The 26750-nt window shown below is 64.7% G+C and carries 20 protein-coding genes; 15 read left to right on the forward strand and 5 right to left on the reverse strand.

What is annotated here, in order from left to right:
* The first annotated feature begins 6 nt into the window (after window positions 1–6).
* The 3 genes from ABZF37_RS01855 (at window position 7) to ABZF37_RS01865 (ending at window position 4645) form a co-directional block, all read left to right on the forward strand.
* Window positions 7–1941, forward strand: a complete 1935-nt coding sequence (locus ABZF37_RS01855) for a serine protein kinase (RefSeq protein ID WP_372716151.1) — start codon at window positions 7–9, stop codon at window positions 1939–1941.
* Between the two features lie 95 nt (window positions 1942–2036).
* Window positions 2037–3218: a YeaH/YhbH family protein gene (locus ABZF37_RS01860; protein WP_372716153.1), complete on the forward strand. Its 1182-nt coding sequence runs from the start codon at window positions 2037–2039 to the stop codon at window positions 3216–3218.
* Window positions 3218–4645: a SpoVR family protein gene (locus tag ABZF37_RS01865; RefSeq protein ID WP_372716155.1), complete on the forward strand. Its 1428-nt coding sequence runs from the start codon at window positions 3218–3220 to the stop codon at window positions 4643–4645. The genes ABZF37_RS01860 and ABZF37_RS01865 overlap by 1 nt, the downstream gene beginning before the upstream one ends.
* A gap of 6 nt (window positions 4646–4651) precedes the next feature.
* Here the strand turns inward: ABZF37_RS01865 and ABZF37_RS01870 are convergent, their stop codons facing one another.
* Together ABZF37_RS01870 and ABZF37_RS01875 are read right to left on the reverse strand one after the other, a co-directional pair.
* On the reverse strand, window positions 4652–5569 hold the full coding sequence (locus ABZF37_RS01870) for a polysaccharide deacetylase family protein (protein ID WP_372716191.1): 918 nt from the start codon (window positions 5567–5569) through the stop codon (window positions 4652–4654).
* Between the two features lie 68 nt (window positions 5570–5637).
* Window positions 5638–6000 carry a GtrA family protein gene (locus ABZF37_RS01875; RefSeq protein WP_372716157.1) on the reverse strand — a complete coding sequence of 121 codons (363 nt, stop codon included), beginning with the start codon at window positions 5998–6000 and terminating at the stop codon, window positions 5638–5640.
* 245 nt (window positions 6001–6245) lie between these two features.
* Between ABZF37_RS01875 and ABZF37_RS01880 the strand changes: the two genes are divergently transcribed.
* From ABZF37_RS01880 to ABZF37_RS01935, 12 genes are all read left to right on the forward strand, one after another.
* The gene (locus ABZF37_RS01880; RefSeq protein ID WP_372716160.1) at window positions 6246–7355 is read left to right on the forward strand and encodes an S-(hydroxymethyl)glutathione dehydrogenase/class III alcohol dehydrogenase; all 1110 of its coding nucleotides are present in this window, start codon (window positions 6246–6248) and stop codon (window positions 7353–7355) included.
* Between the two features lie 12 nt (window positions 7356–7367).
* Window positions 7368–8798 carry a cardiolipin synthase gene (gene cls / locus ABZF37_RS01885; protein ID WP_372716162.1) on the forward strand — a complete coding sequence of 477 codons (1431 nt, stop codon included), beginning with the start codon at window positions 7368–7370 and terminating at the stop codon, window positions 8796–8798.
* 8 nt (window positions 8799–8806) lie between these two features.
* Window positions 8807–9520: a response regulator transcription factor gene (locus ABZF37_RS01890; protein WP_372716164.1), complete on the forward strand. Its 714-nt coding sequence runs from the start codon at window positions 8807–8809 to the stop codon at window positions 9518–9520.
* Window positions 9510–10805: a sensor histidine kinase gene (locus tag ABZF37_RS01895; RefSeq protein ID WP_372716166.1), complete on the forward strand. Its 1296-nt coding sequence runs from the start codon at window positions 9510–9512 to the stop codon at window positions 10803–10805. Before ABZF37_RS01890 ends, ABZF37_RS01895 begins: the two co-directional genes overlap by 11 nt.
* A gap of 254 nt (window positions 10806–11059) precedes the next feature.
* Entirely contained in the window at window positions 11060–11971 is a 912-nt protein-coding gene (locus ABZF37_RS01900) for a hypothetical protein (RefSeq protein WP_372716168.1), read from the forward strand.
* A gap of 539 nt (window positions 11972–12510) precedes the next feature.
* The gene (locus tag ABZF37_RS01905; protein ID WP_372716170.1) at window positions 12511–13821 is read left to right on the forward strand and encodes a TolC family protein; all 1311 of its coding nucleotides are present in this window, start codon (window positions 12511–12513) and stop codon (window positions 13819–13821) included.
* Window positions 13818–14843, forward strand: coding sequence for an efflux RND transporter periplasmic adaptor subunit (locus ABZF37_RS01910; RefSeq protein ID WP_372716172.1), 1026 nt, complete (start codon window positions 13818–13820; stop codon window positions 14841–14843). Before ABZF37_RS01905 ends, ABZF37_RS01910 begins: the two co-directional genes overlap by 4 nt.
* The gene (locus ABZF37_RS01915) at window positions 14840–17914 is read left to right on the forward strand and encodes an efflux RND transporter permease subunit (protein WP_372716174.1); all 3075 of its coding nucleotides are present in this window, start codon (window positions 14840–14842) and stop codon (window positions 17912–17914) included. Before ABZF37_RS01910 ends, ABZF37_RS01915 begins: the two co-directional genes overlap by 4 nt.
* Window positions 17901–19883 (forward strand): LTA synthase family protein, encoded by a 1983-nt coding sequence (locus ABZF37_RS01920; RefSeq protein WP_372716177.1) that lies wholly within the window; start codon window positions 17901–17903, stop codon window positions 19881–19883. The genes ABZF37_RS01915 and ABZF37_RS01920 overlap by 14 nt, the downstream gene beginning before the upstream one ends.
* Complete coding sequence (locus ABZF37_RS01925) at window positions 19880–20467, forward strand: potassium channel family protein (protein WP_372716179.1); 588 nt, start codon at window positions 19880–19882, stop codon at window positions 20465–20467. The genes ABZF37_RS01920 and ABZF37_RS01925 overlap by 4 nt, the downstream gene beginning before the upstream one ends.
* Window positions 20464–23124, forward strand: coding sequence for a bifunctional lysylphosphatidylglycerol flippase/synthetase MprF (mprF, locus tag ABZF37_RS01930; RefSeq protein WP_372716181.1), 2661 nt, complete (start codon window positions 20464–20466; stop codon window positions 23122–23124). Before ABZF37_RS01925 ends, mprF begins: the two co-directional genes overlap by 4 nt.
* Window positions 23125–23185: 61 nt before the next feature.
* A complete protein-coding gene (locus tag ABZF37_RS01935) occupies window positions 23186–24505 on the forward strand; it encodes an AcvB/VirJ family lysyl-phosphatidylglycerol hydrolase (protein ID WP_372716183.1) in 1320 nt (439 codons plus the stop codon).
* Window positions 24506–24546: 41 nt separating this feature from the next.
* Here ABZF37_RS01935 and ccmI read toward each other — a convergent pair whose 3' ends face one another.
* The 3 genes from ccmI to ABZF37_RS01950 are packed head-to-tail and all read right to left on the reverse strand — an operon-like array spanning window position 24547 to window position 26518.
* Entirely contained in the window at window positions 24547–25611 is a 1065-nt protein-coding gene (gene ccmI, locus ABZF37_RS01940; RefSeq protein ID WP_372716185.1) for a c-type cytochrome biogenesis protein CcmI, read from the reverse strand.
* On the reverse strand, window positions 25608–25994 hold the full coding sequence (locus ABZF37_RS01945) for a cytochrome c-type biogenesis protein CcmH (protein WP_372716187.1): 387 nt from the start codon (window positions 25992–25994) through the stop codon (window positions 25608–25610). The genes ccmI and ABZF37_RS01945 overlap by 4 nt, the downstream gene beginning before the upstream one ends.
* Window positions 25994–26518, reverse strand: a complete 525-nt coding sequence (locus ABZF37_RS01950) for a DsbE family thiol:disulfide interchange protein (protein ID WP_372716189.1) — start codon at window positions 26516–26518, stop codon at window positions 25994–25996. Before ABZF37_RS01950 ends, ABZF37_RS01945 begins: the two co-directional genes overlap by 1 nt.
* Window positions 26519–26750: the final 232 nt, after the last annotated feature.

Here is a 26750-nt window from a genome sequence, read left to right on the forward strand (position 1 = left end):
CGTTAAATGGGCACGACTACAGCATCCTTCGCAGCGCTGATCGAGAAAGACCGCAAGACACACCAGGAACGCCTCTGGAACGGCAGTTTTCTGGATTACCTGGAGCTGGTTCGCGGCAACCCGACCTTGCCAAAACAGGCCCATGCACGGCTTTATGAGGCGGTTACTGCCTGTGGCGTGGCTGACTTGGGAGAGTCCGAGGACGCCCGTCTGAACCGGCTGTTCGGCGACGAACACCTCAAGCGCTACCCGTTTTTCGAGAAGGAATTCTTCGGCGTCGAGCGACCGCTGGCGCAGATTGTGCGTTACCTGCACTCCGCCGCCTTGCACGGCGAGGAAAGCCGCCAGGTGCTGTACCTGATGGGGCCGGTCGGTGCCGGCAAAAGCTCGCTGGTGGCCAAACTCCAGCGCGCCCTGGAAGAGGCCGACCCGGTGTATGCGATTCAGGACTGCCCGATGGCCGAGGAACCGTTGCACCTGATACCGAATCATCTGCGCCGCAGTTTCTCTGACGTCCTGGGCGTTCCCATCGAAGGAGAATTGTGCCCGCTGTGCCGGCACCGGCTGGAAACCGAGTTCAACGGCCGTTACGAGGACATGCCGGTGACCCGCGTGGCATTTTCTCGTCACCGGCGCCGGGGAATTGGCGTTGTGCCGCCGGTTGACCCCAACAACCAGGACACCTCGGTGCTGATCGGCTCGGAAGATATCTCCAAGCTCGACCGCTATTCCGAGTCCGACCCACGGGTACTTGACCTGTCGGGCGCCTTCAACGTCGGCAACCGCGGCATCGTCGAGTTCATCGAGGTATTCAAGAACGAGCCCGAATATCTGCACACCATGATCACCGCCACGCAGGAGAAATTCGTGCCGGCGCCGGGCCGCCACGGCACGGTCTATGTGGACTGCGTGATCATCGCCCACTCCAACGAGGCCGAGTGGCAGAAGTTCAAGGCCGACCACACCAACGAAGCGATCATGGATCGCATCGTGGTGGTCAAGGTTCCTTACAACCTGCGCTTGACCGAAGAGGTCAAGATCTACGAAAAGATGCTCCGCGAGTCGGAATTCCGCGCCCACATTGCCCCGCATACGCTGGAGGTCGTCAGCATCTTTGCCATCCTGTCGCGCCTGGAGCCAACCTCCAAGTGCGACCTGATGACCAAACTGCGCCTGTACGATGGCGAAGAAGTGGTCAAGAAGGGCACCACTCTGAAACTGTCGGCCAAATCCCTGCGCGAGGAAGCGCAGCGCGAGGGCATGTCAGGCATCTCCACCCGCTTCATCATGAAGGCCCTGGACAATGCGCTTGCCGACAATCCGGAGCTCGGCATCAACCCCATCAACGTGCGGGAGGCGCTGATGGATATGATCAAACGCGCGGACTACCCCGAGGACACCAAAAAGCTGTACCTCGAGTTCCTGCAGGACACCGTGCACAAGGCGTACCTGGACATCCTGGAGAAGGAAGTCACGCGTGCGTTCGTGTTCTCCTTCGAGCAGCAGGCCGAGGACCTGTTCCAGAACTATTTGGACCACGCCGAGGCCTACGTCAACAAATCCAAGGTCAAGGACCGCAATACCGACGAGGAACTGCGCCCGGACGAGGGCTTCCTGAAGTCGGTCGAGGAGCAGATCGGCATTGTCGGTTCGGCCGCCGAGGGTTTCCGACAGGAAGTGATGTCCTACCTGTGGGCCGCTACCCGACGTGGCGAGAAGGTCAGTTACCGGGCTTATGAGCCGCTGCGCGACGCGCTGGAGAAAAAACTTCTGCACTCAGTACGCGACATGAGCCGTATCGTCACCAAGTCGCGCACCCGCGACGAGGAACAGAAAGACAAATACGACACGCTGATCCAGCGCATGACCGAACTCGGCTACAACGAGCACTCGGCTGAGGTGGTGCTCAAGTACGCGGCCAACAACCTGTGGAAGGACTGACGGCAACCGATTGACGTGCCCGGCCTGGCGCCGCTGCCAGGCCGGTGCCAGCGTCGCCAGATATTGCGTGGCGACGTTTCACCGCAGGAGGGGTTATGGCGAACTCCCAGTTCAGATCGTTCTCGGCGGACTCGTTACGCTCGGACCGCAGCGCCGGTGACCGTGCCCGCCACCGGCAGAAGGTGCGCCAGGCGATCCGCGACAACATCGCCGACATTGTTGCCGAGGAAGCCATCATCGGCCGCAGCGGCGACAAGACCGTCAAGGTACCGATCCGCGGCATCCGCGAATACCGCTTTGCGTACGGCCAGAACAAACCCGGCGTGGGCACTGGCGAGGGTGACACCGTAGTCGGCCAGACCGTCGGACAAGGCGATCAGAGCGGTGCTGGGCAAGGCCATGGTGGCAATGAGCCAGGCCAGGACTACTACGAAACCGAAATCAGCCTGGAAGAGTTAATCGACATCATGTTCGAGGATCTGGAACTGCCCGACCTGGAGCGCAAGAAACTGCGCCAGGTGCCGTCGGAACACGCGTTCCAGCGCAAGGGCTTCCGGCGCTCCGGTATCCGCGTGCAACTGGACAAGAAACGAACCGCCCTGTCACGCATCCGGCGCAAGGTCGCGCGTGCCGAAACCAATGCCGAGGCCGAGCAACGCTTCCCCTTCCACAAGGAGGACATGATCTACCGGCGCCTGATGCCAGACACGCGACCACAATCCAATGCAGTCGTCATCTGCATGATGGATACCTCAGGCTCCATGGACACGACCAAGAAATACCTGGCGCGATCGTTCTTTTTCTTGCTGTATCAGTTCGTACGCAGCCGCTATGTCGAGGTGGAACTGGTCTTCATTGCCCACCACGCGGCAGCGGCCGAGGTCACCGAGGACGAATTTTTCCACAAGGGCGAATCCGGCGGCACGGTGATTTCCAGCGCCTACCAGAAGGCGCTTGAGGTCATCAACGAACGCTTCCACCCGAGCCTGTGGAATATCTATGCCTTCCATTGCTCGGACGGCGACAATTTCCCGGGCGACAACGACAAAACCGTGCAAGCGGCCGAGGCGCTGTGCGAAGTGTCGAACCTGTTCGGCTACGGTGAGATAAAACCGCCCGGGCGCGGCATCTTCGAAAGCTCCATGCTGGAAACCTTTGCCCGCATCAAGGCCGACGGTTTCCACGCCCTGACCATCCACGGCCGGGAAGACATCTGGCCAGGCCTGAAAGCCTTTTTGCAGAAAGACCGCGCGGCGCAGGCCGTCGGAGGTGCCTGATGCGCAGCTGGGACGTCGATGACCTGCTGGCCTGGGACGAACGCATCCGTGAAAAAGTGGACCAGTTCGGCCTTGAATGCTTTCCGCAGGTGTTTGAAATCTGCGACGAGGAGCAGATGCTCGGCTACATGGCATACCACGGCATGCCGGCCCACTATCCGCACTGGTCCTTCGGCAAGTCGTTCGAGAAGCTGAAGACCCTCTACGGCTACGGCGTCAGCGGACTGCCCTACGAGATGGTGATCAATTCCAACGAATCGATCGCCTACCTGATGCGCAATAACTCGCTGTGTCTGCAGATACTGACCATTGCCCACGTCTATGGCCACAACGATTTCTTCCGCAACAACTACACCTTCCAGGCCACGCACCCGGAACTGACGTTGAGCAACTTCAAGTCCCGCGCTGATCGGGTGCGGCGCTATGCCGAGGATCCGGCCATTGGTGCGGACAAGGTGGAGGCTGTGCTGGACGCCGCACACGCGTTGTCGTTCAACTGTCGACACAACGCGGGCGTGCGCAAACTGAGTCCGGCCGAACAGCGCGAGCGCGCCATCGAAACCGCCCGCCCGCCGCGCGATCCGCATCAGGACATCCACCCGACCCAGGATGCGCCAGAGCCGAACCTGCGCCGCATACCGCTGGAACCAGAGCCGGACATCCTGCTGTTTATCCGCGACCACAATCCCTACCTGACCACCTGGGAGCGGGATCTGCTCACCATCGTCCACGAGGAGGCGCAGTATTTCATTCCACAGATCGAGACCAAGATCATGAACGAGGGCTGGGCCAGCTTCTGGCACCACCGCATTGTCAGCAGCCTGGACCTGCCGGCGGACCTGCAGATGGAATTCATGGTCCACCATTCACAGGTCGTACGCCCCCACCCGGGCAGCATCAACCCCTATTACCTGGGTTTCCGGACCTGGCACGACATCCTGCGCCGCTGCGAGCAGCCAACCCCGGAAGAACGCGAACGCTACGGTGGACCCACCGACGGCATGGCGACCCTGTTTCGTATTCGTGAAGTCGATCGCGATGCATCGTTTCTGCGCCAGTTCCTGTCCGGCCGCTTGATGCGCGAGATGGATATGTACGAATTCGGCCCCGAGGACGACCAGTACGTGGTGCAGCGCGTTGCCGACGAGGACAACTGGCAGCAGGTCCGCGACACGCTGATCAACGGTGTCGGCATGTCTGGATTCCCGGTGATCCACATCGACGATGCCGACTACGATGGCGCGCGCAAGCTCCATCTGAGCCACGCTTACGACGGCCGCGAGCTGGAGCTGGGCCAGGCCGAGAAAACCCTCGCCTATCTGCACCGCCTTTGGGGACGCGAGGTGGTGCTGGAAACCACCTTACAGGACAAGCCGACGCGCTTGCGTTACGACCAGGACGGCTTCAGCTCCAGACCCGCCGCGTAGGACGGATCAGCCTGACACCAGGGCCGGCAAAGTCTCGCGGCGCAATAGATTGCCTACCAAGCGCAGGTGAAAGCGCAGCGGTACCCGGTCCCATGGCGTGAAGCGTGGCAGCTGGAACAGATCGGCACCCGCCGAGGCATTGCCCCAGGCCGTGCATACGGCCGCGGCGAAGCCAAGTTCCCGGGCCATCGCAACATGGTGGGCGTCATAGTCCTCGCCGGGTTTACCGTTCGGATACGCGAACAGCCGCACCGGCGCACCGATCATCGCCTCAAGTCGATCGCGACCGTCGGCCATCTCGCGCCGGGCGCTGGCCGGGTCAAGGCGGGTCAGGATGGGGTGCGAGCAGGTGTGTGCGCCAATGGCCATGCCCGCCGCGTGCAAAGCCCGTACGCCTTCCGGGTTCAGCATCAGGTCGGGCGCGCGCTGGAGCTTGCAGCGTTCCATGACCGCCGCGACCACATCGCGTCTTTGCGCGTTTTCCAGGTGCTTGAGCGCCGGCAGTAGCCTGCCCACAGTGGCGTACCGGTCCGCGACCCCATGCAGCGCGTACCGCGCCAGACCAAGATCGCTAAGGTCAAGTGGGCCCTCCCCTGCCCCGGCGACGGCTTCGATAAGGCAGTCGTTCCACATGGCGCCGCCATCCAGGTAATCGGTCGCGATGAAAAACGTCGCCGGCAGGCCATGGCGTCGCAAAACCGGCAGCGCCAGGTCCAGATTGTCGCGGTAGCCGTCGTCAAAGCTGACGCAGACCGCCCGGGCTGGCAGGGTGCCGGCGGCGAGCCTGCGCACGGCCTGGTCAAGCGACAACACATTGAACTCACGCGCAAGCAGGGCCATCTGCCAGTCGAATACGGACACCGTCACGTCACCGCGCCGGTAAGGATCCGGCTCGGCCAACACGCGGTGGTAGATCAGCACCATCAGGTGTGCTCGCGGTCCGCCCGGAGACAGGCCGCCGGCGAGCAGGCGCAGGGGCAGATGAGCGACCGTCACCCGTGATAGGTCCAGCTGCGATGTGCCAGAAACGTTAGTGGCGGCACGCCGGTTGCCACCAGGGCGATGCCAACCAGGTAATGAAGGCCAAACCACTGCGCAGTGCCGGAGATCAGCATGGAAAGGCCAAGACCGGCGATCGAGACGGCGCCAAACCGCCGAAGCGTGCGCCGGGTAAAGGGCCGCTGGAAAGTCAGCCATGAGTTCAGACCATAGGACACGGCGGTTGCAATACAGAATGCTGCCCCATTGGCAAACACCGCCGAGCGTCCAGCTTTTGCTACGAGCGTAACCGCCACGGCCACGTGGGTCGCGGTGGCAAGCAGACCGACCATCAGAAATCCGATCAGTTGGCGCACGGCAGCCACCCGTCCTGGCAAAAGATGATGCGCTTGAGCGGTCGGGTGGGGACGCGAATCCTGACCACGGCCAAGAGGTATCGGTCACGCACTGGCGGACCCATGCAAGGTTCCTGAACTGTCCGTCGGTATTGGGTCATGTTAGCAGGCGGCCCATGTTGCCACCCGGGCCGGCGCGACCACACGTGCCGGTGACGGGATTGGCATAATCCCCGGATTCGATCGCCTATCAGGGGAGCCAGATCATGCAAGCACGCGCTGCCGTCGCCTGGGCGGCGGACCAACCGCTCGAAATCGACATGATCGAGGTCGCCGCGCCCAAGGCGGGCGAAGTCCTGGTACGGATGGTCGCCAGCGGCGTGTGCCATACCGACGCTTACACCCTGTCCGGACGCGACCCGGAAGGGGTATTTCCGGCCATCCTGGGGCATGAGGGTAGCGGCGTGGTGGAGGATGTCGGCCCAGGTGTAACCACCCTCAAGGCTGGTGATCACGTCATCCCCCTGTACACGCCGGAATGCGGACAGTGCTCGTTTTGCTCCTCCGGAAAAACCAACCTGTGCCAGGCTATTCGCACTACTCAGGGACAGGGCTTGATGCCGGACGGCACGTCTCGGTTTCGGGCCCGCGGCCAGACCGTATATCACTACATGGGCACCTCGACTTTCAGCGAGTACACCGTGCTGCCCGAAATTGCCCTGGCCAGGATCAATCCCGCGGCGCCGCTGGACAAGGTATGTCTGCTCGGCTGCGGCATCACCACCGGCATCGGCGCCGTGCTCAACACGGCCAGGGTGCAGGCGGGGGCAACGGTAGCGGTATTCGGCCTTGGCGCCATCGGCCTGAGCGTCATTCAGGGCGCGGTCATGGCCGGCGCCGGGCGCATCATCGGCATCGATATCAATTCCTCGAAGTTCGACATGGCCCGGCGCCTTGGCGCCACGGACACGGTCAACCCGAAAGACCACCCGGTATCGATCCAGGAGGTCATCGTCGACATGACCGACGGCGGCGTTGATTATTCCTTCGAGTGCATCGGCAACGTCGAGGTGATGCGGGCGGCGCTGGAGTGCTGCCACAAGGGCTGGGGCGAGGCCACCATCATCGGCGTGGCCGGCGCCGGTGAGGAAATCCGCACCCGGCCGTTTCAGCTGGTGACCGGACGCGTGTGGCGTGGCAGCGCTTTTGGCGGCGTTAAAGGCAGATCGCAGTTGCCCGGCTACGTTGAACGCTACCTTGCCGGCGACATCAAGGTGGACGAGATGGTCACCCACACGCTGAATCTGGCCGACATCAACCGCGCTTTCGAGCTCATGCACACCGGAAAAAGCATCCGCACCGTGATTCGGTTCTAGGAGTACAGGGGCGTGGCACTTGAACTGCCGGCAATCGTCGGGTGGCTGGTTCTGGTCGTACACCCGGGCCTTGGCCTGCTGTGCGCCTGGAATGCCCTGCTCTACAAGCGCGACCCGCGCTCGGCACTGGCGTGGATCGGTATCAGTCTGTTGCTGCCGCTCGGTGGCCCGCTGCTGTATTTCGCCTTCGGTGTGAACCGTATCCGCACCCGCAGTCTGCGAAAACGCTTCCCGCTACCGATCGATTTCGGTTACGAGCAGGCCGACGACGCCGATATGCCGCATATCGAGCCGGCCCTGCCCGCCGGACCGATTGCCCGCGCCTCGGCACAGGTGAGCCGCCGTCCCTGCCTGCCCGGCAATGCAATCGACCTGCTCCACAACGGCGAGCAGGCCTATCCGGCGATGATCGAGGCGATTCGCTCGGCCGAGCGCTACGTCTATCTGTCGACGTATATCTTCGGCGCCAGCGGCGCGGCGCGCGATGTCATCGATGCCCTGGCGGCAGCCCAACGGCGCGGCGTGACTGTATGCGTGCTGCTGGACGGACTCGGCCAGTGGTACACCCTAGCGCGTGCGCGGCCCCTGCTTCGCCAGGCCGGCGTACGGGTGGCCGCGTTCCTGCCGCTGCGTCTGTGGCCGATGCGCCTGCACGTGAATATGCGTAACCACCGCAAGATTCTGCTGGTGGACGGTATGGTGGCCTTCACGGGCGGTATGAATATCGCCGATTACCACATGGCCAGCGGCGCCTCCAAGCGCCGGGTCGTGGATCTTCATCAGCGTTTGAGTGGCCCGGTGGTCGGGCAGATCGAAGCCGTATTTGCGGAAGATTGGCGTTTTGCGACCGGCGAAGCCCTGCCCGAGCCGATCCCACCGTCAGCAGGCGTCGGCATGGCGCAATGTCGGGTCATCAACGACGGTCCCAATGAGGACCTGGACCGCCTGGCCCTGGTGTTGCTGGCGGCCATGTCCGCGGCCCAGCGGCGCATCGAGATCATGACCCCGTATTTCTTACCGTCGCGCGAACTGCTCGGGACGATCCAGGCCGCCGCGCTGCGCGGCGTCGAGGTCCACATACTGTTGCCGGGGCACAACAACCTGCCCTACGTGCACTGGGCCACGCGCAATATGCTGTGGGAGCTCCTGCAGTACGGGGTCGAGGTGCGTTACCAACCACCACCGTTTGTACACAGCAAGCTGCTTCTGGTGGACGATGACTACGCCCAGGTGGGCTCCGCCAACATGGACCCGCGTAGCCTGCGGCTTAATTTCGAGCTTAACGTGGAAGTGTTCGATGCCGCATTCAACGCCACCCTCGCGGGCCACTTTGCAACCGCCTGGAACGCCTCCCGCCTCGTCACGGCGGAAGAGATCAGCCAGCGGCGACTGGCAGTACGCACCCGTGACGCACTGTGCTGGCTATTCTCGCCCTATCTGTGACGCTGACCATGAACCCAGGCGCACAGTCCACGCAGCCCGCAACCCGGTTGTTGTTCATTGAGGACAACGCGGCACTGCTGCAGAACCTCTACGATTATTTCGAGGACCAGGGCTACCAGCTGGATTCGGCGCGGGACGGGCCGAGCGGGCTGCATCTTGCCAGCGATGGTGATTACGACCTGATCGTGCTCGACCTTACGCTGCCCAGGCTGGATGGTCTGGAGCTATGTCATCGCCTGCGCCAGGACAGCCATGTCAACACGCCGATCCTGATGCTGACCGCGCGCGACGCGGTTGAGCAGCGCGTCGCCGGGCTGCGCGCAGGGGCGGACGATTACCTGGTCAAGCCGTTCGCGCTGGTCGAACTGCACGCTCGCATCGAGGCCCTGCTCAGGCGCAGCCGACGGCCCGCGACAGCGCAGGTTCACTACGCCGACGTCACCCTCGACCTTGCCAATGCCAGCGCGCGGCGCGCCGGCCAGACGCTGATACTGACCCCCACCGAGCTGAAGTTGCTGGACGCCCTGCTGCGCGCCGCCCCACGCCTGGTGCGCCGGTCAGAACTCGAACGCCTGCTGTGGCTGGACGAGCCCCCCGACAGCGATGCGCTGCGTACCCACATCCACAGCCTGCGGCGGGTGCTGGATCGGCCGTTTGATGTCCCGCTGATCGAAACCGTGCGCGGCCTCGGCTACCGGATCGCGCTCCCCGATGGCGCGTAAACGCACACCTCTGCGCCAGCGCTTAGTGGTGGCATTTGTACTGCTTACCGCCGCGGTGTCCGGCATGTTCTCGCTGGTCACCTTTGTGGTCATGGAAGAGTTGGAAAGAACCCTGTTCGTCGACCAGCTCGACGGTGAATTGCGCTGGTGGATTCAGCATCTTGGTAATGCCCCGCAAACACGGCCGCTGGAACTGCCCAACCACGCCCAGCTGTACATCACACCGGACCTGTTCGATGCCCAGCTGCCAACGTTCCTGCCGGCGATCGCCGTTGGCTGGCAGGAAGTCGCCGACGGCAAGGAAAGCTACGAGGTGATTCGTCGCGACTACGGCACGCGACGCTACTACCTGGTGCAACCCTCATCGGAACAGGAGCGCCGCGAGCACGTCTGGTTTGGCGTGCTGGCTGTGGGTACCGTGTCAGCCTGGGTGGCGGCTTACCTGATTGCTCGCCTGACCGCCGGCAGCGTACTCGAGCCGGTGCTGCGTCTGGCGCAGCGCGTGCGCCGGGCCGATCCGGCGCGACCACCGCAGCGCCTGGCCGCTGGCTTTGCCAACGACGAGATCGGCGCCCTGGCGCGCGCCTTCGAGCAGCGCCTGGCGCAGTTGTACGGCTTCATCGCCAGCGAACGGCTGTTCACCAGCGATGTAAGTCACGAACTGCGCACCCCTGTTGCCATCATCAGCGGCGCTGCCGAGACCTTGCTCCAGCGCTCGGAACTGCTGCCGCGCGCGCGCGGCGCCGTGGAGCGAATCGCCACCGCGGCGCACGAGATGCAGGCATTGATTGATGGGTTTCTGGTTCTGGGCCGAGACCCCATGTCCGTGCAGGCAAGTTCCGAATCGTGCGCAATCAACGCGATCGTGCGGGCCGAAATCGAGCGCCTGAACGCCGGGCCAGCGGCCGGAACACACTCGATAGCGCTGATCGAACGCTCCGACGTGACACTGCCCTGTCCGCCCGCGCTGCTTACCGTGGCGGTGCGAAACCTGCTCGACAACGCGGTGCGGTATGCACCCGGCAGCGAGGTACGGGTCATCATTCTGCCCGATGCACTGGTAGTGGAAGACGGTGGCAGCGGCCTGCCAGATGCGGATATCGTCCGTGCGTTCGACCGGCATCAGCGGCTGGCTCCCGAAGTCGCCGCGGGCGAAGGGCTCGGCCTGGCCATCGTGCAGCGCATCTGCGAGCGCAGCGGCTGGCAAATACTCGCGCAGAGCCTGCCTGACGGGATGCGCTTCGAGCTGCGTTTCGCGCCGGAGCCCGCGGTCGTCTCGACATAAGTCGCTCACGATGCCCTGGCGGTCGGCATATTGGCGGGGCACAAGGGTCTCACCCCCGGCGGGAAATCGAATCGTCGGATCGGAACGCGCGGAAGCGGGCGACACGAAACTTCGGACGCCCACGCGCTGTCACAGCTGACAAGCTGTCACCTCGATAAACTCATAGCCACGACCCACACAGAAAAGTCGCCCGCTGACACTTCGTCGGTTGTCGCGAGAAGTCACGCTTACCGCTGCCCATAACCGACGAAACCATGCGTATAAAAACATATCCAGTCAAGCCCAAGCCCGTCATCGACAGCCAGCTATCGGCAGTCCACCCGCCGGCCAGAGCGGGTGGGCGCCGCCGCGTTGGGCGGCTACTCGCCGTGCTGCTCGTGCTGGCAGTGGGCGGAGCCGCTTACTACGGCGCCCGCTGGCCGTTACGCCTCAATAGCAACTGGGAAATCACCCAGACGATTTCCCTGACGCGGCCGGACAGTTTGTCCCTGGGCGCTGACGGGGAGCTGCAGTACGTGACGCTGGAAACGGTTCCGGGCCTGTTGGTCGAGCTGACGCCGGATGGACCCAAAACCGTGTTCGGCGATTTTCTGAAACCCGACAGCCTGCTGGTACTGCCAGACACCATCATCGTCACCGAGGAAGACGTCGATGGCCGGGTAATGGCCTTTAACCGGTCGACTGCGAAACTGCGCGTTCTGGCTCGGCTGGACAATCCGGAGGGTATTTTGCTGCGCGCCGATGGCAGTCTGGTGGTGGCCCTGGACACGCCGGCCGGCCGGCTGATGATCCTGCGCAATGATGCCGAGCCGGAGCTGCTGGTCGAGGGTCTCAATCAACCCGAAGGTCTGTGCAACCTGCCCGACGGCCGCATTGGCATCGCCGAGAGCGGCACCGGTCGCATCCTCGCCCACGGCCCTAAGGGGCTCGAAGTGCTGGCCGATGATCTCGACGGCATCGACCAACTGGCCTGTGGCGCTGACGGCAGTTTGTGGGCGGTACTCAGCCAGGTTCGCAGCGGCGAACTGATCCGCATCCAGGACGGTCGACGCCGGACCATTGCCCGCCATCTGCGTCAACCGCAGGGCATCGCCCTGGCGCCCGACGGCAGCGTATATATCGCGGAGACGCGAGCGAACCGTGTTCTGCGCCTGCAAGCCCGGTGAATGCAAGCGGCCACGGGCCGGCCTGAATACTGCCCGCCTGCTGGGCGTCAACACTGCTTACGGGGGACTAGCGGCCATGCGCCGGGGCGCGATGCCGATCGAATCAGGGGATTGGCGAACCAGTAGCGGTTGTTGAGCGCTACGACGACGTCAGCCAACGGCCACGTTCGCGGACCAGAGCGACGCCCCGGCAATCATGCGGCTGGACCGCGGGCAGGGATTGATGGTCCAGCTGTCATCGCCACGCGTCTGCGTCGGGCATGGCAAGACCCGCGCGATCTGACCCGTCGTGACCTGCCGATCAGGAAGTGCTCGCGCCACGGCGTTGCCAGTTCTGCTTTGGACACAGGCCAGTGCGGCACGGGTGCATCGGTCGTCGTCACACCAGCGCGGGACATCTTGACGGAAAACTCACGTCTCGCTCACGCAAGCTTCATGGGCCCCACAGCAGAATCCGCCCCCAATTTTCCGAATCGGCTGTGTCGATGCCTCGCGTCTTACGATCCTGCCCGCGCAGCACGTGCTTACATCCAGCCGGCGTGCTACTGACCCTGGCACTCGGCGGCTGCGCGACCTATCAACCGTTACCGCTGCCGAATGAGGCAGACCTGTTACCGGCTGTGGCCACGTCGTCATGCTGCGCAGCAATCGGGGCCGACACGCTTGGTCTGGGCACTCTGGCCCGCGTCGCGGTGGAGTACAACCCGGACCTGCGTGCACGGCGCAGCGCGCTCGGTGTCGCCCGCGCCGAGCTATATGCCGCCGGTCTGCTCCCGGATCCGCAGTTATCCATCGGCGGCGATCATCCCAGTACCCGGGGCCCCGGCCTGGTCAACGCCGGTTTTATTGCCTTGGCTTACGACCTGGGCGCTGTGTTTACGCGCGGGACCACTCGCCAAGCGGCCCGCCAAAAGCTGGCACAGGCGCGCCTTGACCTGGCCTGGGCGGAGTGGCAGACCGCGCAGCAGGCGCGCACCCTGGGACTCGCTTTGTGGACGGCAAAGCGCAAACGCGGTGTTCTGGAGCAGGCACTGTCCCGTTATCGCGCCCGCCAGAAACAATCCATCACGGCACTGGCCGTCGGCGATGTCACCCTGTTGCAGGCCGGTCCTGATCTGACCGCCCTGCTCGACGCAACGAGCAAACTGGCGCTTCTTGACCAGACCGCCAGCGCGGACGCGCACCGCCTGCGCGCCCTCCTCGGCCTTGATCCGTATGCCCCGCTGGTCGGCGTGGGGCCGTCGCTGGCCGAATCCGCAGCAGCCGGCCTACCCACGCCGGACGCGGCCAAAGCACAGCTGGCCGGAGTCGCCGGGCGGCGACCCGACCTGCGGGCGCTCGCCGCCGGGTACGCCGCCCAGGAAACGCGCCTGCGCGGCAGTGTGCTGGCGCAGTTTCCAGCCATCACGCTCGGTGTCAGCCGCGCCAGGGACACCAGCGCCATCTATACCAATGGGCTGAGCCTGAGTCTGAACCTGCCGTTGTTCGGCGCGGCGCGCGGGGCGATTGCCCGCGACCGGGCCACGCGTGATCAGTTGCGTGCCGAATACCAGGCGCGGCTGGATCAGACCACGGCCGACGTGATTCAGCTGCTGGATATGACCGCCATCGGGGCCGCCCTGCGCACCCAGCTGGAGCGCCACCTACCGGCCCTGCAGGAGATGGTCGAACGGGCCCGCGGCGCCTATGCGCGGGGCGACATGGACGCCCTCGCCTACCTCAACCTGGAGCAGAGCTTGACCGACAAGCGCCTGGAACAGATTGACCTCACCGATCAGTTGATTGGTGCCCGGATCGCACTCGACACGTTGCTGGCGCTGCCACTGCCAGACAGGGAGGATGCGCCATGATCCGGGCGCCGGTTCTGCTGTTGCTGTTGTGGCTACCGTTCGCCAATGCAGCAACCAATCCGGAATCAGCGCGGCCCGTCGCCACCGTGCCGGTACAAGGCGGCGACATAATCCCGACCGTGCAGGCCTGGGGCACGGTGCAGCCCGATCCGGATCGGTTGCACATGCTGGCCCTGCCGCGCGCTGCCATCATCGGGCGTGTGTATGTACACAACGGGCAGGCCGTGGTAGCAGACGCGCCGCTGCTCGATTTCACCACCGCCCCGGCGGTACAGCAGGACCACGCACAAGCCACCAGCGCGCTCGATTACGCGACACGAGCGGTAGCGCGCAACGAGAGGCTGTTTGCCGAACAACTCGCCACCCGGGCCGATCTGGATGCTGCTCGCCGCGACTTGCAGGACGCGAACAGCCGCCTCGCCGCGCTGACCGCCATCGGCGCCGGCACCGGCGCCGGCACCTTGCGTGCCCCGGTGGCCGGTATCGTGACGGAAGTCTTGCTGATACCGGGCACACGCGTGGCGGCCGACACGCCGGCCGTATCCATCGCCGACCGGCAGGCACTGGTGGCGATCCTGGGCATCGATACCGAAACCGCCGCGCGCATTGCACGGAACGCCAGGGTCAGAATCAGCAGCGTGTTCGACACCGTGGTCGGATTCACCGGCCAGGTGAAGGCCGTGCAGGCGATTACCGATCCAGTGACCCATCTGCTCAGCGTCCTGGTACCGATCCCCGCCGACGGCGCGGCTTATCCAATCGGCGCTGCGCTGCGCGGTGAGATCGAACTGCAGGCCGAGGCTGCCCTGCGTGTGCCCAGGGCCGCGCTGCTGGCTGATGGCGGCGGAACCTACCTGTTCGTGCTGCGACAGGGTCGAGCCCGGCGGGTGGACGTGACAACCGGCGGGCCGGTCGGCGAGAACATCACCGTCACCGGTCCACTGCAAGCCGGCGAGCACGTAATCACCACTGGCGGGCGTGAACTCAGTGACGGCGATATTGCCAGGGACGGCACGCCTTGACTCTGGGGGGCTTCCTGCGTCACCAGGAACGCGCCCTGCTGCTGGGCTTTGCCCTGTTGGCGGCGGCCGGCGCCTATGTCGGCCTGCGCCTGCCAGTGAGCCTGTTTCCGCCGATCGACTTTCCGCGTCTGGTGGTCAGTGTCGAAAGCGGCGATCAACCCGCCGACGCCATGGAAATCACCGTCACCCGGCCGGTCGAGCTGGCCGTGCGCAACGCCCGCCACCTGCTCAGTGTGCGCTCCACCACCAGCCGCGGCAGCGCCGAGCTGTCGATCAACTTCGACTGGGGCAGTGACATGCAGGCGACGCTGCTGCAAACCCAGGCTGCGCTGACCGAACTGCTGGCGCAGCTGCCGCCGGGCACCCGCTTCGAGGTGCGGCGCATGGATCCGACGGTATTTCCGACACTGGCCTACAGCCTCACCGGACCCGAAGGCGCAGCGGTGCAGCTGCGGGATATCGCCGAGTACACCTTGGCGCCGCTGCTGTCGGCCATCCCCGGCGTGGCGCGGGTGAACGTTCAGGGCGGCGCCATCGGCGAGTGCCGGGTGGATGTGGACCCAGGTCGCCTGCGCGGCTACGGCCTGGGCTTTGACACCCTGGCGCAGGTTCTGACCGCCGGCAACGTGCTGCAGGCGGTTGGGCGCATTGAGGACCGCTCGACGCTGTATTTGGCCCTCGCCGACAGCCGCGCCAGCAGCTGCGAACAGCTGGCTGGCATCGTGGTGCGCGGCGGCAATGGTGGCCTGTTGCATCTGGGCGAGCTCGCGCACATCGCACCGGGCGTGCAGCCTCAGTGGCAACGGGTTACCGCCGACGGCCATGACGCCGTGCTGGTCCAGGTCTACCAGCAACCAGGCGCAAATGTGCTGGAGCTGGCAAAAGCCGCACACACGCAAATTCAGGCCTTCACCCCGCGGTTGGCACCAGGCGTCAAACTCGCTACCTGGTACGACCAGAGTGAGCTGGTCGGGGCGGCCGCTGGCAGCGTGCGCGACGCCATCGTCATTGGCACCGTGCTGGCCGGCCTGGTGCTGCTGGCTTTTCTGCGCAGTCTGCATCTGACGCTGGTGGCGGTGCTGGTAGTGCCGACGGTACTGCTCGCCACGTGTCTGTTGCTGTATCTGTTCGGGCAGACGCTGAACATCATGAGCCTGGGTGGTATGGCGGCGGCGGTCGGTCTGATCGTGGACGACGTGATCGTGATGCTGGAGCATATGGTGCGGCGGGCGCGCCAGACTCCCACCGCCGACCGGCTGACTACAGCGGCCGAGTTCACCCGCCCGCTGACCGGTTCCAGCGCCGCCACGCTGGTGGTGTTCGCGCCGCTGGCGCTGCTGTCGGGTGTCAGCGGCGGATTCTTCAAGGCGCTGGCGCTGACCATGGCCTCGGCGCTGGCGGTGTCGTTTCTGGCCGCCTGGCTGATCGTGCCGCTGCTGACGGCGCGCCTGCTGCGCAATACCGATCTTGCCCGTGATGACGCCGGCCCGCTGCTGACCCGTATCCAGAATGGCTACAGCGACCTGCTCACCCGTCTGCTGCGCCGACCGATGCTGATCCTGATCGGTCTGCTACCACTGCTATTGCTGGGCGGTTTCGGGTACCACCAGATCGGGTCGGGCTTCATGCCGCACATGGACGAGGGCGGCTTTGTGCTCGACTACGTCGCAGCACCCGGCACGTCACTGACCGAGACCGACCGCCTGCTGCAACAGGTGGAAGCACTGCTGCGTGCCGACCCGGCGGTAGCGACCTATTCCCGGCGTACTGGCCTGCAACTCGGCGGCGGCCTGACCGAGGCCAATCAGGGCGATTTCTTCGTACGCCTGAAGCCGCTGCCGCGCGACCCCATCGACACTGTCATGGATCGGCTGCGGGACGGAATCGAAGCGTCCGTGCCGGGGCTGGAAATCGAAATGATGTTGCTGATGGAAGACGTCATCGGCGATCTGACCGCCGTGCCACAGCCGATCGAAATCAAGCTGCTCGGCGAGGATGCCGACCTGCTGCGCCAAACCGCGCCGCGGGTTGCGGAGGCGATCACCGGAGTCAGCGGCATGGTCGACATCAAGGACGGTATCGTGCTGGCCGGCGACGCGCTGACCGTGGTCGTGGACCGCGAACGGGCGGCTCTGGAAGGCCTGGATCCGGAACGCATCGCCAGCGCCGCGCGCAGCTGGCTGGATGGCCTGATCGTGACCTCGCTGCAACAGTCCTATAAGGAAATCGGCGTGCGCCTGGGTGTGCCGGCCGCGATGCGCGGGCATGTCGAGGATATTGAGCAGATTCCGCTACAGGCTGGCGACGGCCACTGGGTAACGCTGCGGCGCGTGGCGCGGGTGCGTACCGACGTCGGCCAGGCGCAGATCAGCCGCGACAACGGTCAGCGCATGGTGGCCGTTACCGCGCGTCTGGCAGGCCGGGACATGGGCAGCGCCGCCGCCGAGGTGCAGCGCCTGCTGGCCCGGCCCGGCCTGCTGCCCGCCGGCGTTCGATTTGAACTGGGTGGTGTGTATGCCCAGCAACGGACAGCGTTTGCCGGTCTTGCCGCCGTGTTTGGCGCCGCACTGGCGCTGAGCCTGCTGCTGCTGACGGTCCTTTTTCGGCGCCTGCGCACCGCCGTGGTGGCGCTGCTGATGCCACTACTGGCCAGTGCTGCGGTGTTCGCCGGCCTGTGGCTGGCCGGCAGCGAACTGGACATCAGTGCCCTGATGGGCCTGACCATGATCATCGGCATCGTCACAGAAGTGGCAATTTTCTATCTCACTGAACTCGACGCTCAGCGTGTTGCCGGACTAGCGTCGGCCGCTGCGCTGGTGCGGGCGGGTGTCAACCGCCTGCGGCCGATCGCCATGACTACCCTGGCTGCCATGTTTGCACTGTCGCCTCTAGCACTCGGTATTGGCGCCGGCAGCGCCATGCTGCAACCACTGGCGATCGCCATCGAGGCCGGACTTGCCGTGCAGCTGCCGCTGGTTCTATTGGTGCTGCCAGTGTTGCTGGCGGCATCGTGGCGATCTCTGCCCACGTCGGCGCTCACCAACACGGAAAATCCCGATGCTCTCGACTGACCAATCCAGCGGCCGCTTCCGCCTGTTGCTGCCGCTAGGCCTGACCGCGCTGGCTGGCTTTGCCTTGCTACGCTCGGCGTTGCTGGCGCACAACTGGGGTGATGTCGACGCCGATCTTGGGATCGGGACGCTCGCGCGTCTGTACGGCACCGGCGCGTTGTACGACCTGGCGTTTCTGGCCTACGCCGCGGTGCCGCTGGTGCTGTACCTGATGCTGGTGCCGCAGCGGCTGTACCGCAGCCGCTGGCAGCGGCCGCTGGCCTACGGCCTGTGTTTCGCGCTGCTGTACGGCCTGCTGTTCGTGCTGGCGGCCGAGTGGGTGTTCTGGAGCGAGTTCGGCGCCCGTTTCAACTTTATTGCCGTCGACTATCTGGTCTACAGCGACGAAGTGCTGGGCAACATCCGCGAGTCGTATCCGATCGGCTGGCTGCTTGGCGGCCTCGGCCTGTTGGCGCTCGCGCTGTTGTGGGCGCTGCGCCGGCCGATCGGGCGGGCGCTGGATGGCGACAGCTCCGGAAGGGCACGCCTGCTCACCGGCTGCGCCCTGCTGTTGCTGCCAGTAGCCGCGTATCTGGCGCTGGACCAGCGCCCCGGCCAGGCCTTTGATAACCAGTACCTGAACGAGCTGGCCGAGGATGGGCCGTACCAGTTTTTTCACGCCTTTCGCGACGCGCAGCTCAACTACGCGCAGTTCTACATCCAGCACGACGACGAAGCCGTGTCGGCCGAGTTACGGCGCCAGGTACAGCAACCGAACCAGACCTTTCTGACCCCGTCCGGGTACGACCTGTCCCGCCATGTCGATAACCGCGACCGCGGACCCGAACAGCGCCTGAATGTGATGATGATTGTGGTCGAGAGCCTGTCTGCCAAGTACCTGGGCGTGCATGGCATGACCGATGCCGACGCCACGGACCTGACGCCCAACCTCGACCGCCTGGCCGGCCAGAGCCTGTGGCTGAGCAAGCTGTATGCGACCGGCACGCGCACCGTGCGGGGTCTGGAATCGCTCACTCTGTCGGTGCCGCCGACGCCCGGCGAGTCGATCATCAAACGGCCCCACAACGGTGGCCTGTTCTCGCTGGGGCAGCTATTCGCCGCGCGCGGTTACGACAGCACGTTTCTGTACGGCGGCTACGGCTACTTCGACAACATGAATGACTTTTTCAGCAAGAACGGCTTTCGCATCGTCGACCGGGCCGACATGACGGCGCCGGAAATCGCCTTCGCCAATGTCTGGGGCGTGGCCGACGAGAGCCTTTTCGGCCGGGCCATGCGTGAGGCGGATGCCGATTTCGCCCACAGCCGACCGTTTTTTCAGCTCGTGATGACCACCTCCAACCACCGGCCGTACAGCTATCCGGACGGGCGCATTGACATCCCGTCGAAAACCGGCCGCAACGGCGCGGTCAAATACACTGACTGGGCCATCGGCGACCTGCTTGAAAAGGCCCATCAGAAGCCCTGGTTCAAGGACACGCTGTTCGTGATCGTGGCCGACCACTGTGCCGGCAGCGACGGACGCACAGCGTTACCCGTTGATCGCTACCACATTCCGCTGTTCATCTACTCGCCGGCGCACGTTCAGCCGCAGCGCATCGAACGCTTGGTCGCGCAGATCGACGTCGCCCCGACCCTGCTCGGACTGCTGAACTGGAGCTACAACAGCCGCTTCTTCGGTAAGGACATTCTGCATATGACCGACAGCGACGAACGAGCATTGCTGAGTAATTACCAGCACCTGGGCCTGCTGGACCACCAGCGGCTGGTAGTACTGTCGCCGGGATTCAAGGCGAGCGCGCTGGCGCCGCCCGGCGCCGCGCACGCCCGGCCGTTGGCGGTCGACGATCCCGGGCTGGATCCGGCGCTCGCTCTGTTTCAGGGGGCCGCGCGGGTGGATAGCGGCCATCTTGGTCTTTGGCAGGGGCAACCGCAAAACGCCGCCACGCGGCCGGCCGGCTTGCCATGATTTACGCCCTCGGCGCATCGGTATCGCTGATCGTGGGCTGCGTGCTGTTTCACTACGAAGCCTTGCGTTTGATTGGCAGCGCCGCGGTTGCGGTACGTCAGCACCGACGGGCCGTGCTGGTGATTATTTTCGGGGTGGTTGCCACGCACGTGGTCGAGATTCTGGTTTACGCGTTCGCGATGTACCTGGGGCATCGCCTTGGCCTGGGAACGTTCGTCGGCGAACCGCATCCCCAGGCCGCGCAATACGTTTATTTCTCGGCTGAAACCTTCACCACGCTGGGCCTGGGCGACATTTACCCAACCGGCAGCCTGAGGTTGATTGCCAGTCTTGAGCCACTGATAGGCATGCTCCTGATCGGCTGGTCCGGCTCGTATACCTACCTCGCGGTACAGAGGTACTGGTTAGATATGAACGCTCCGGCGCCGCGGGCTTTGGATCATTCCAAGTCCGCCCGGACGTGCAAGCGTCCTCGGCCCGTGACCCACCTGGACCGGGCAGCCTCATCCAAGCAGCACACGCCAGGCGCGATCGTCGATGATGAAATCGAGGCTCCATCCAGTCGAGGAAATAGTCCGCGATGACGCAGCGGCAACGGCTCGTGGACAACGAAACCTCCCCATCCCCACTGGCCAACGCGACGCCATCGGGCGCGCGCCGCGTGCTGCGCATTGCGCGTGCAGTCTGGCCACCGTTGGTACTGGCGCTGGTCGGCTGGCTGGGCTGGCACGATATGCGCGGGCTCGATCTGCACGCCCTGCACGTCATCACCAGCAACCTAAGCGACCTTGATTTGCTCGGCTTGCAACTGCTGGCCCTGGTACCGGTGCTCGCGATGTGTGGTTATGACCTGCTACTGAGCCGTTGGCTGCGCATCGATCTGCGGATAAGCCAGGTACTACGCTACGCTTGGCCCGCCTGCACGCTCGCCAATCTGGTCGGGCTGTCAGGCATGACCGGGGCGGGTGTGCGTTACCTCGCGCTGTCGCGCGAGGGCGTCGCCGGACGCACCATCGCCGTCTATGCCGGCGTGCAACTGCTGGCCGTCCCGCTCGGTTTGGGTCTGCTATGCGCGGCGGCGCTAGCGGTGGCACCGCATCTGTCAACCAGCGTGCCGCTCCCCCGTGGTCTGCCGCAGTTGCTGCTACTCGCCTTTGCTGCCTACATACCGGTTTTTTTCTTGCTCACCGGCAGCGGCGCCCTGCATCGGCGGTTCTTTCATGAGCTGCCGCCACTCACCGTTGGCCTGCGCCTGAAACTGACGCTCGCCTCCCTTGGCGAGTGGGGCCTGGCCCTGGCCGTGCTGGGCCTGTCGCTTGCGCTGGCCGGAGTACGGCCCGAGCCACAGGAGCTGCTGCTGGCCTTCGCGCTGGCCGCCACCGCTGGCATCGCCAGCCAGGTGCCCGGAGGTCTGGGCGTGCTGGACGGCACCCTGTTGGTCATCCTGGGCGGACTCGGACATGCGGCCGAAGGCGTATTGGCCGGCATTCTGCTGTTTCGCCTGTGCTACTACTTGGTGCCGGCGCTGCTTGGCCTGGCCCTCGGGGCACGCCTGTTCGTGCCGGACGAGAACCTGTTCGTGCGCATGCTGCGCCGCGCCGAAGCACACCGGGTGTTCGGCGTGCTGCGCCTGCCGGTGGAACTGATCGGCGCCGTGGGCGTGCGCCTGCTCGGGTATCTCACATTCCTCGCCGGGGTGGTGTTGCTGGTATCGGCGGGGTATCCGGCGCTGGCCGAGCGCAGCGCGGTGGTGCACGGCTACCTGCCGCTGATCGTGGTGGAAGGATCACACCTGTTGTCGGTGGTCGCCGGGGTGGTGCTGCTGGGCCTGTCCCGCGGCATCGCCGGCGGGGTACATCGCGCGTATCAATTAGCGTTGGTAATGTTGCTGGCCGGCGCGGTGCTGAGCCTGGTCAAGGGACTCGACTACGAGGAAGCGAGCTACCTGGTTGCCTTGGCCGCGTTGCTGCGTGCTCGCCGTGATTATTTCGAACGGCTCGCCTACCCCTTGCTGAGCCGGCGCAACCTACTGTGGTTTTTGGCACTGCTGGCGACCCTGGTCGGTTACGCCTGGTTGGGCGCGGCGCTTTATGGAAACGAGGCTTGGGCCGCCAGTTTGCTCAAGGTTGCTCCCGGTGCACATGCGCCACGGTTCGCCCGTAGCCTGCTGGCGGTGCTCGTCACCGGGGCTGGCATGCTCGGCTGGCTTGCTTTTTCCATGCCGCGGCCGCGCCTGCTGTTGCCAGGCACCGCCGCGCTGGACGAGGCAAGAACCTTCTACACCGTTCATGGCGGGCACGCATTTGCCCATCTGACCCTGCTTGGCGACAAACATCTATTCCATACGGCGGACCGCGATGCTCTGATCGCTTACGGGGCCATTCGCAACCGGCTGGTGGCGCTGGGCGATCCGGCTGGCGCGCCGGCTGCCCTGGAGGGCGCCGTATTGGCATTCCGGCAATTTGCGGACCGCTACGGTTGCGTGCCGGTGTTCTACGAGGTCAGCGAAGCCAACCTGCACCTGTACCACGACCACGGCTTCGGGCTGTTCAAGCTCGGCGAGCAGGCTCTGGTGCCAGTCGCGGATTTTTCGCTTGCCGGAAAAAAACGCGACGACCTGCGATCCGCCGTTAACCGTGCCGGGCGGGAGGGCCTTGAATTCGGCGTGCTGCTGCAGCCATTGGCCGACGCGGTTTGGGACGAACTGCGCACAGTGTCGGATCAGTGGCTGGGAACCAGAACCGCCGAGAAGGGCTTCTCGCTGGGACGTTTTGATCGGCACTACCTGAGCCAGGCGCCAATCGCCGTGGTACGACAGGGTGACGTCATGGTCGCCTTTGCCAGTCTGATGCCGGATTACCACCAGCAACACGAACTGAGCATCGACCTGATGCGGCATGCCGCCGGCGCCCCCCACGGTTGCATGGATTTCCTGTTCGTGCGCCTGCTGGAGTACGCCCGCGATGCCGGTTACGCCTGGTTCAATCTGGGCGTAGCCCCGCTGGCCGGGGTCGGCGAGAATGAATTCGCCCGCCCAGCCGAGCGCCTGGCCCGCCTGGCCTACGAATACGGCAACCGTTTCTACAACTACAAGGGTCTGCGCAGCTACAAGGAAAAATTCCAGCCGGTCTGGCGGGGAACCTACTTGGCCTACCCCTATCAGATGTCACCGCGGTTTCTGTTGGTCGACATTGCCGCACTGATAGCCGGCGGCTACCGACGTGTACTGGTCGCTAACTGACAACCCATCGGGTTGGCCGACGATCTTGGCAAGTGTAGTTCGACGAGGCTGGGTAGCACTGATGCTGCTGGTTCAGACCGCATGCTCGGACGGCTTGCCGGCCCCGATTACGCTGCACAGCGATGACTGGGGTAACTACCAGGTCCAGACACCCCATGGGCCGGTTAAACGCTTGGTGTTCGCGTTTGGCGCCGCGGCCGATCCCGAACTCGATGCCAGTGTCCGGGCAGTGGCCGCGAGGGGGGCGATGGTGGCCCGTGTCGATGTAGGGGAATTCGCAGCCGGCGTGCTTGACCGCGACGAGCCCTGCCTGGACCTGGCCGGCATCGTCAACTGGCATGCCAACTATCTCGGCCGGCGCTTCGCGTTTGCCGATCTCGCCCCGCCTCTGATCATCGGCCATTCGACCGGTGCAGGGCTGGCCTATGTCCTGTTGGTGCAGGCACCGCCTCTCACCTTTGCCGGCGCCATCACCGACGCGCCTGCGCGGCAACTGGCCTTGTCCAAACCGCTGTGCGGAATATCCAGTAAGCCGATTGCAGCCGGCAAAATCACCTTGCGCCCAGCGCCGATCGGCGCGCCGTGGCAGATCACAGGCGCTGCCTCGGACAATGCCCTGGTAGCGGCAGTGATGGCCAAAAGTCCGGCTGGGCTGGTGCAAGTGCTACCGTCCGGCTCGCTGGCGGAAGCCGCTTCGAACAGTTTCAATGCGCAGGAAACGGCCGCCCGCCATGCCACGGCGGTCGCGGACTTACCGCTGGTGGAAGTACCGGTAAAGCACCCTACCGACACGCTGGCGGTGATTTATTCCGGTGATGGCGGCTGGCGCGACATCGACAGAACCATCGGCGGGTTGCTGGCGGACAAGGGCATCCCGGTGGTCGGGATCGATTCGGTACGCTACTTCTGGCACCGCCGCAGCCCAGAACAGATGGCAATGGATCTTGCCCGCCTGCTGAATCATTACCAGAAGACCTGGGGCAGCCAGCGCGTCGTGCTGATCGGCTACTCCTTTGGGGCCGATATCCTGCCTTTTGCCTACAACCGGCTACCGCGCGACTGGCAGGACAAGGTTGTCTTGGTGACTCTGCTGGCACCTGCGCGCGGTGCCGATTTCGAAGTGTCCGTTTCTGGCTGGCTCGGGCAATCAAACACCGGAACCAATCCAACGTTGCCCGAACTGCAGCGTATGCCACCGGCCAAAGTACTGTGCGTTTACGGTGCCCGGGAGCAGGCCGACAGCCTGTGTACAGCGCCCGGTCTGGCCCGCATCACGCGCTTGCAGCGTCCCGGGGACCATCATTTTGATCGGCGTTACGACATCATCGTCGACGCCATCCGCGACCGCCTCGCATCATTCAATAATGACCGGCATTCATGATCACCTTGAGCCGGCGCGGCCCCAGCGCCAACTCATCGGCATCAATCCGCGCTGTCCCCTGGCTTGGCCAAAGTCAGCTGCTCAATCGCCCGCTGTACCTGGCCCCGCGCCGGATCGTCCGGCCGCAAAGCCTGTAGCAGTCGCTGCCAGTACTCGCGCGCTTGGTCGCTTCGGCCGGCAAGTTGCGCCGCCTGCCCCAGCACCCACAACGCCGAACCGTTGCCGGGGTTCAGTTCCAGCAGCTGGCGATACAGCTGTACCGCCCTGGTGCTTGGCTGCTGCGGATTGAGCGCGTACTCGCTGGCCGCATAGGCGGCCAGCACTTCCGGACGCTGCGGGTCCAGTTCGTGGGCCCGGGCATAAGCGTCACGAGCGCCGGCGCGATCACCGCGTGCGCTGCGGCCAAAGCCGGCGCGCACCCACAGCCTGGGGTCCTCAGGCGCATCCCGCACTGCTTGCTCGAAACGCTCGATCACCGCGGCAATACCGGGTGGTGGCGGGATACCTTCCTCGGCCAGGCCGGCATACGCCTCGAGAATGGACAAATCATCCGGCGCCAGCTGCGCGGCTTTGCCGTAGGCGCGCCGTGCATCGCCCGGGCGGCCGAGCACGGTGTAAGAGCGACCCAGACGCTTCCAGCCCTCGACGTCGTTGCCATCCGCAGCCAGCCGGGCTTCCAGCCGCGCCACCATGGCCTCGGGGTCTATCGGTGCGTTAGCGCCAACCTGCGGGCCACTCTGACTGGCGTCAAGCGCGGTCCAGAATGGCCCCTGCACGTAGGCATAGAGCCCAAGTCCAGCCGCGGGTAGGAACAACAGGACGCCGAGCGCAAAAGGCCACCCGGCACCACCCGCCTGTGCTGCCACCGGCACCGCGGCGGCCGGCAAGTGGGCCAGTTCCGCCTGCAAGCGCCGCTGTTCGTCGGCAAAACTCGCCGCATCCAGCGCTCCGTCGGCATGGGCCCGCGCAAGCTCGGCCAGACTCGCCTGCAAATGCGCGCGGCGCGCAACGGTCGTATCGGTGCCAGTGGCTGGCAGCGGCAAACGCAGCACCAGCCAGCCGACTGCGGCGAGAAGAAAAAGGGCCATCAAAAATACGATAGTCATGCTTGGTCCTGATCATGCAGCCGTCGGCGCAGATACCAGCCCGCGGCGCCCACGCCGAGCAGCAACAGTACGGGTGGTAGCCACCACAGGGGCGCCCCGCTACCGGCACGCGGCGGCTGCATCAGCACGAAATCGCCGTAGCGGGCGCGAAAGTATTCGATGATCTGACCATCGCTGCGTCCGGCCGCGAGCTGTTCCGAGATCAGGGCGCGCATGTCCCGAGCAAGATCGGCGTCCGATTCGGCCACTGACTGGCTCTGGCACACCGCGCAGCGCAGTTTTTCGGCAATTTCCAGCATATGCCGCTGCTGCGGGTCTTCGGCCACGACATCGGCCCACGCCATTGGGGCGATCAGCAGCAACGCCAACAGCAGTCTGTGCATCAGCTCACCCCGAACAGGCGTCGCAGATAACCGCGCAGGCTATCGGCATCGAGCGGGCCCACGTGCTTGGCCAGGAGCGTGCCATCGGTGGCCACGAAAAAGGTCTCCGGCACGCCGTACACGCCAAGCTCGATACCGGCTCGTCCTTCAGGATCGAAAAACGACCAGCGGTACGCATTGCCTCGCTCAGCCAGCCAGGCCTTGCCGGCATCGCGTCGGTCGCGGTAGTTGAGGCCGATGAAAGCCACCCGGTCGCCGAATTCACGGGCGGCGGTCACCACCACTGGATGCTCCACCAGACATGATTCGCACCAGGAGGCCCAGACGTTGATCAACATCGGACCACCCTGTCCGGCAGCGGCCAGGTCCACCGCCTGGCCGTCGAGCGTCACGCCTTCGATCGCCGGTAGCGGCTTGCCCACCAGCGGCGAGGGAATTTGCTTTGGGTCGTGCCGCAGCCCGACTGCCAGTACCCCTAAAAGCCCTGCCAGTATCGGCAGCAACAGCCATCGCCAAGCCTTCACGTGGTCATAATCCTGAGGTTTTCCAGCAATCCGAGGCGGGTGTATTGCCGCCCTCGGGCCACTGTTGCGGCCCGGGAAGGCAGGGCTTCATTATGCCGGCTGCTTGGTCGGCATGGAGAGTGCCGTGGGATGGGCCATGCCGTCACAGACAGCCGGGTACTTGACCCACGTCAACCCGGCCCATTGCGAACCATTCGCATTACGGGCAGCATAGCGCCATGTCACATCCTGC

The organism is Immundisolibacter sp. (genome assembly GCF_041601295.1).
In the GTDB taxonomy this organism is placed as follows: domain Bacteria; phylum Pseudomonadota; class Gammaproteobacteria; order Immundisolibacterales; family Immundisolibacteraceae; genus Immundisolibacter.

Excerpts from the sequence above, each read along its gene's own strand:
- ABZF37_RS01855 (WP_372716151.1), top strand. The coding sequence starts at position 7 with ATGGGCACGACTACAGCATCCTTCGCAGCGCTGATCGAGAAAGACCGC.
- ABZF37_RS01860 (WP_372716153.1), top strand. The coding sequence starts at position 2,037 with ATGGCGAACTCCCAGTTCAGATCGTTCTCGGCGGACTCGTTACGCTCG.
- ABZF37_RS01865 (WP_372716155.1), top strand. The coding sequence starts at position 3,218 with ATGCGCAGCTGGGACGTCGATGACCTGCTGGCCTGGGACGAACGCATC.
- ABZF37_RS01870 (WP_372716191.1), bottom strand. The coding sequence starts at position 5,569 with ATGGTGCTGATCTACCACCGCGTGTTGGCCGAGCCGGATCCTTACCGG.
- ABZF37_RS01880 (WP_372716160.1), top strand. The coding sequence starts at position 6,246 with ATGCAAGCACGCGCTGCCGTCGCCTGGGCGGCGGACCAACCGCTCGAA.
- ABZF37_RS01890 (WP_372716164.1), top strand. The coding sequence starts at position 8,807 with ATGAACCCAGGCGCACAGTCCACGCAGCCCGCAACCCGGTTGTTGTTC.
- ABZF37_RS01895 (WP_372716166.1), top strand. The coding sequence starts at position 9,510 with ATGGCGCGTAAACGCACACCTCTGCGCCAGCGCTTAGTGGTGGCATTT.
- ABZF37_RS01900 (WP_372716168.1), top strand. The coding sequence starts at position 11,060 with ATGCGTATAAAAACATATCCAGTCAAGCCCAAGCCCGTCATCGACAGC.
- ABZF37_RS01910 (WP_372716172.1), top strand. The coding sequence starts at position 13,818 with ATGATCCGGGCGCCGGTTCTGCTGTTGCTGTTGTGGCTACCGTTCGCC.
- ABZF37_RS01920 (WP_372716177.1), top strand. The coding sequence starts at position 17,901 with ATGCTCTCGACTGACCAATCCAGCGGCCGCTTCCGCCTGTTGCTGCCG.
- ABZF37_RS01925 (WP_372716179.1), top strand. The coding sequence starts at position 19,880 with ATGATTTACGCCCTCGGCGCATCGGTATCGCTGATCGTGGGCTGCGTG.
- mprF (WP_372716181.1), top strand. The coding sequence starts at position 20,464 with ATGACGCAGCGGCAACGGCTCGTGGACAACGAAACCTCCCCATCCCCA.
- ABZF37_RS01935 (WP_372716183.1), top strand. The coding sequence starts at position 23,186 with ATGCTGCTGGTTCAGACCGCATGCTCGGACGGCTTGCCGGCCCCGATT.
- ccmI (WP_372716185.1), bottom strand. The coding sequence starts at position 25,611 with ATGACTATCGTATTTTTGATGGCCCTTTTTCTTCTCGCCGCAGTCGGC.
- ABZF37_RS01945 (WP_372716187.1), bottom strand. The coding sequence starts at position 25,994 with ATGCACAGACTGCTGTTGGCGTTGCTGCTGATCGCCCCAATGGCGTGG.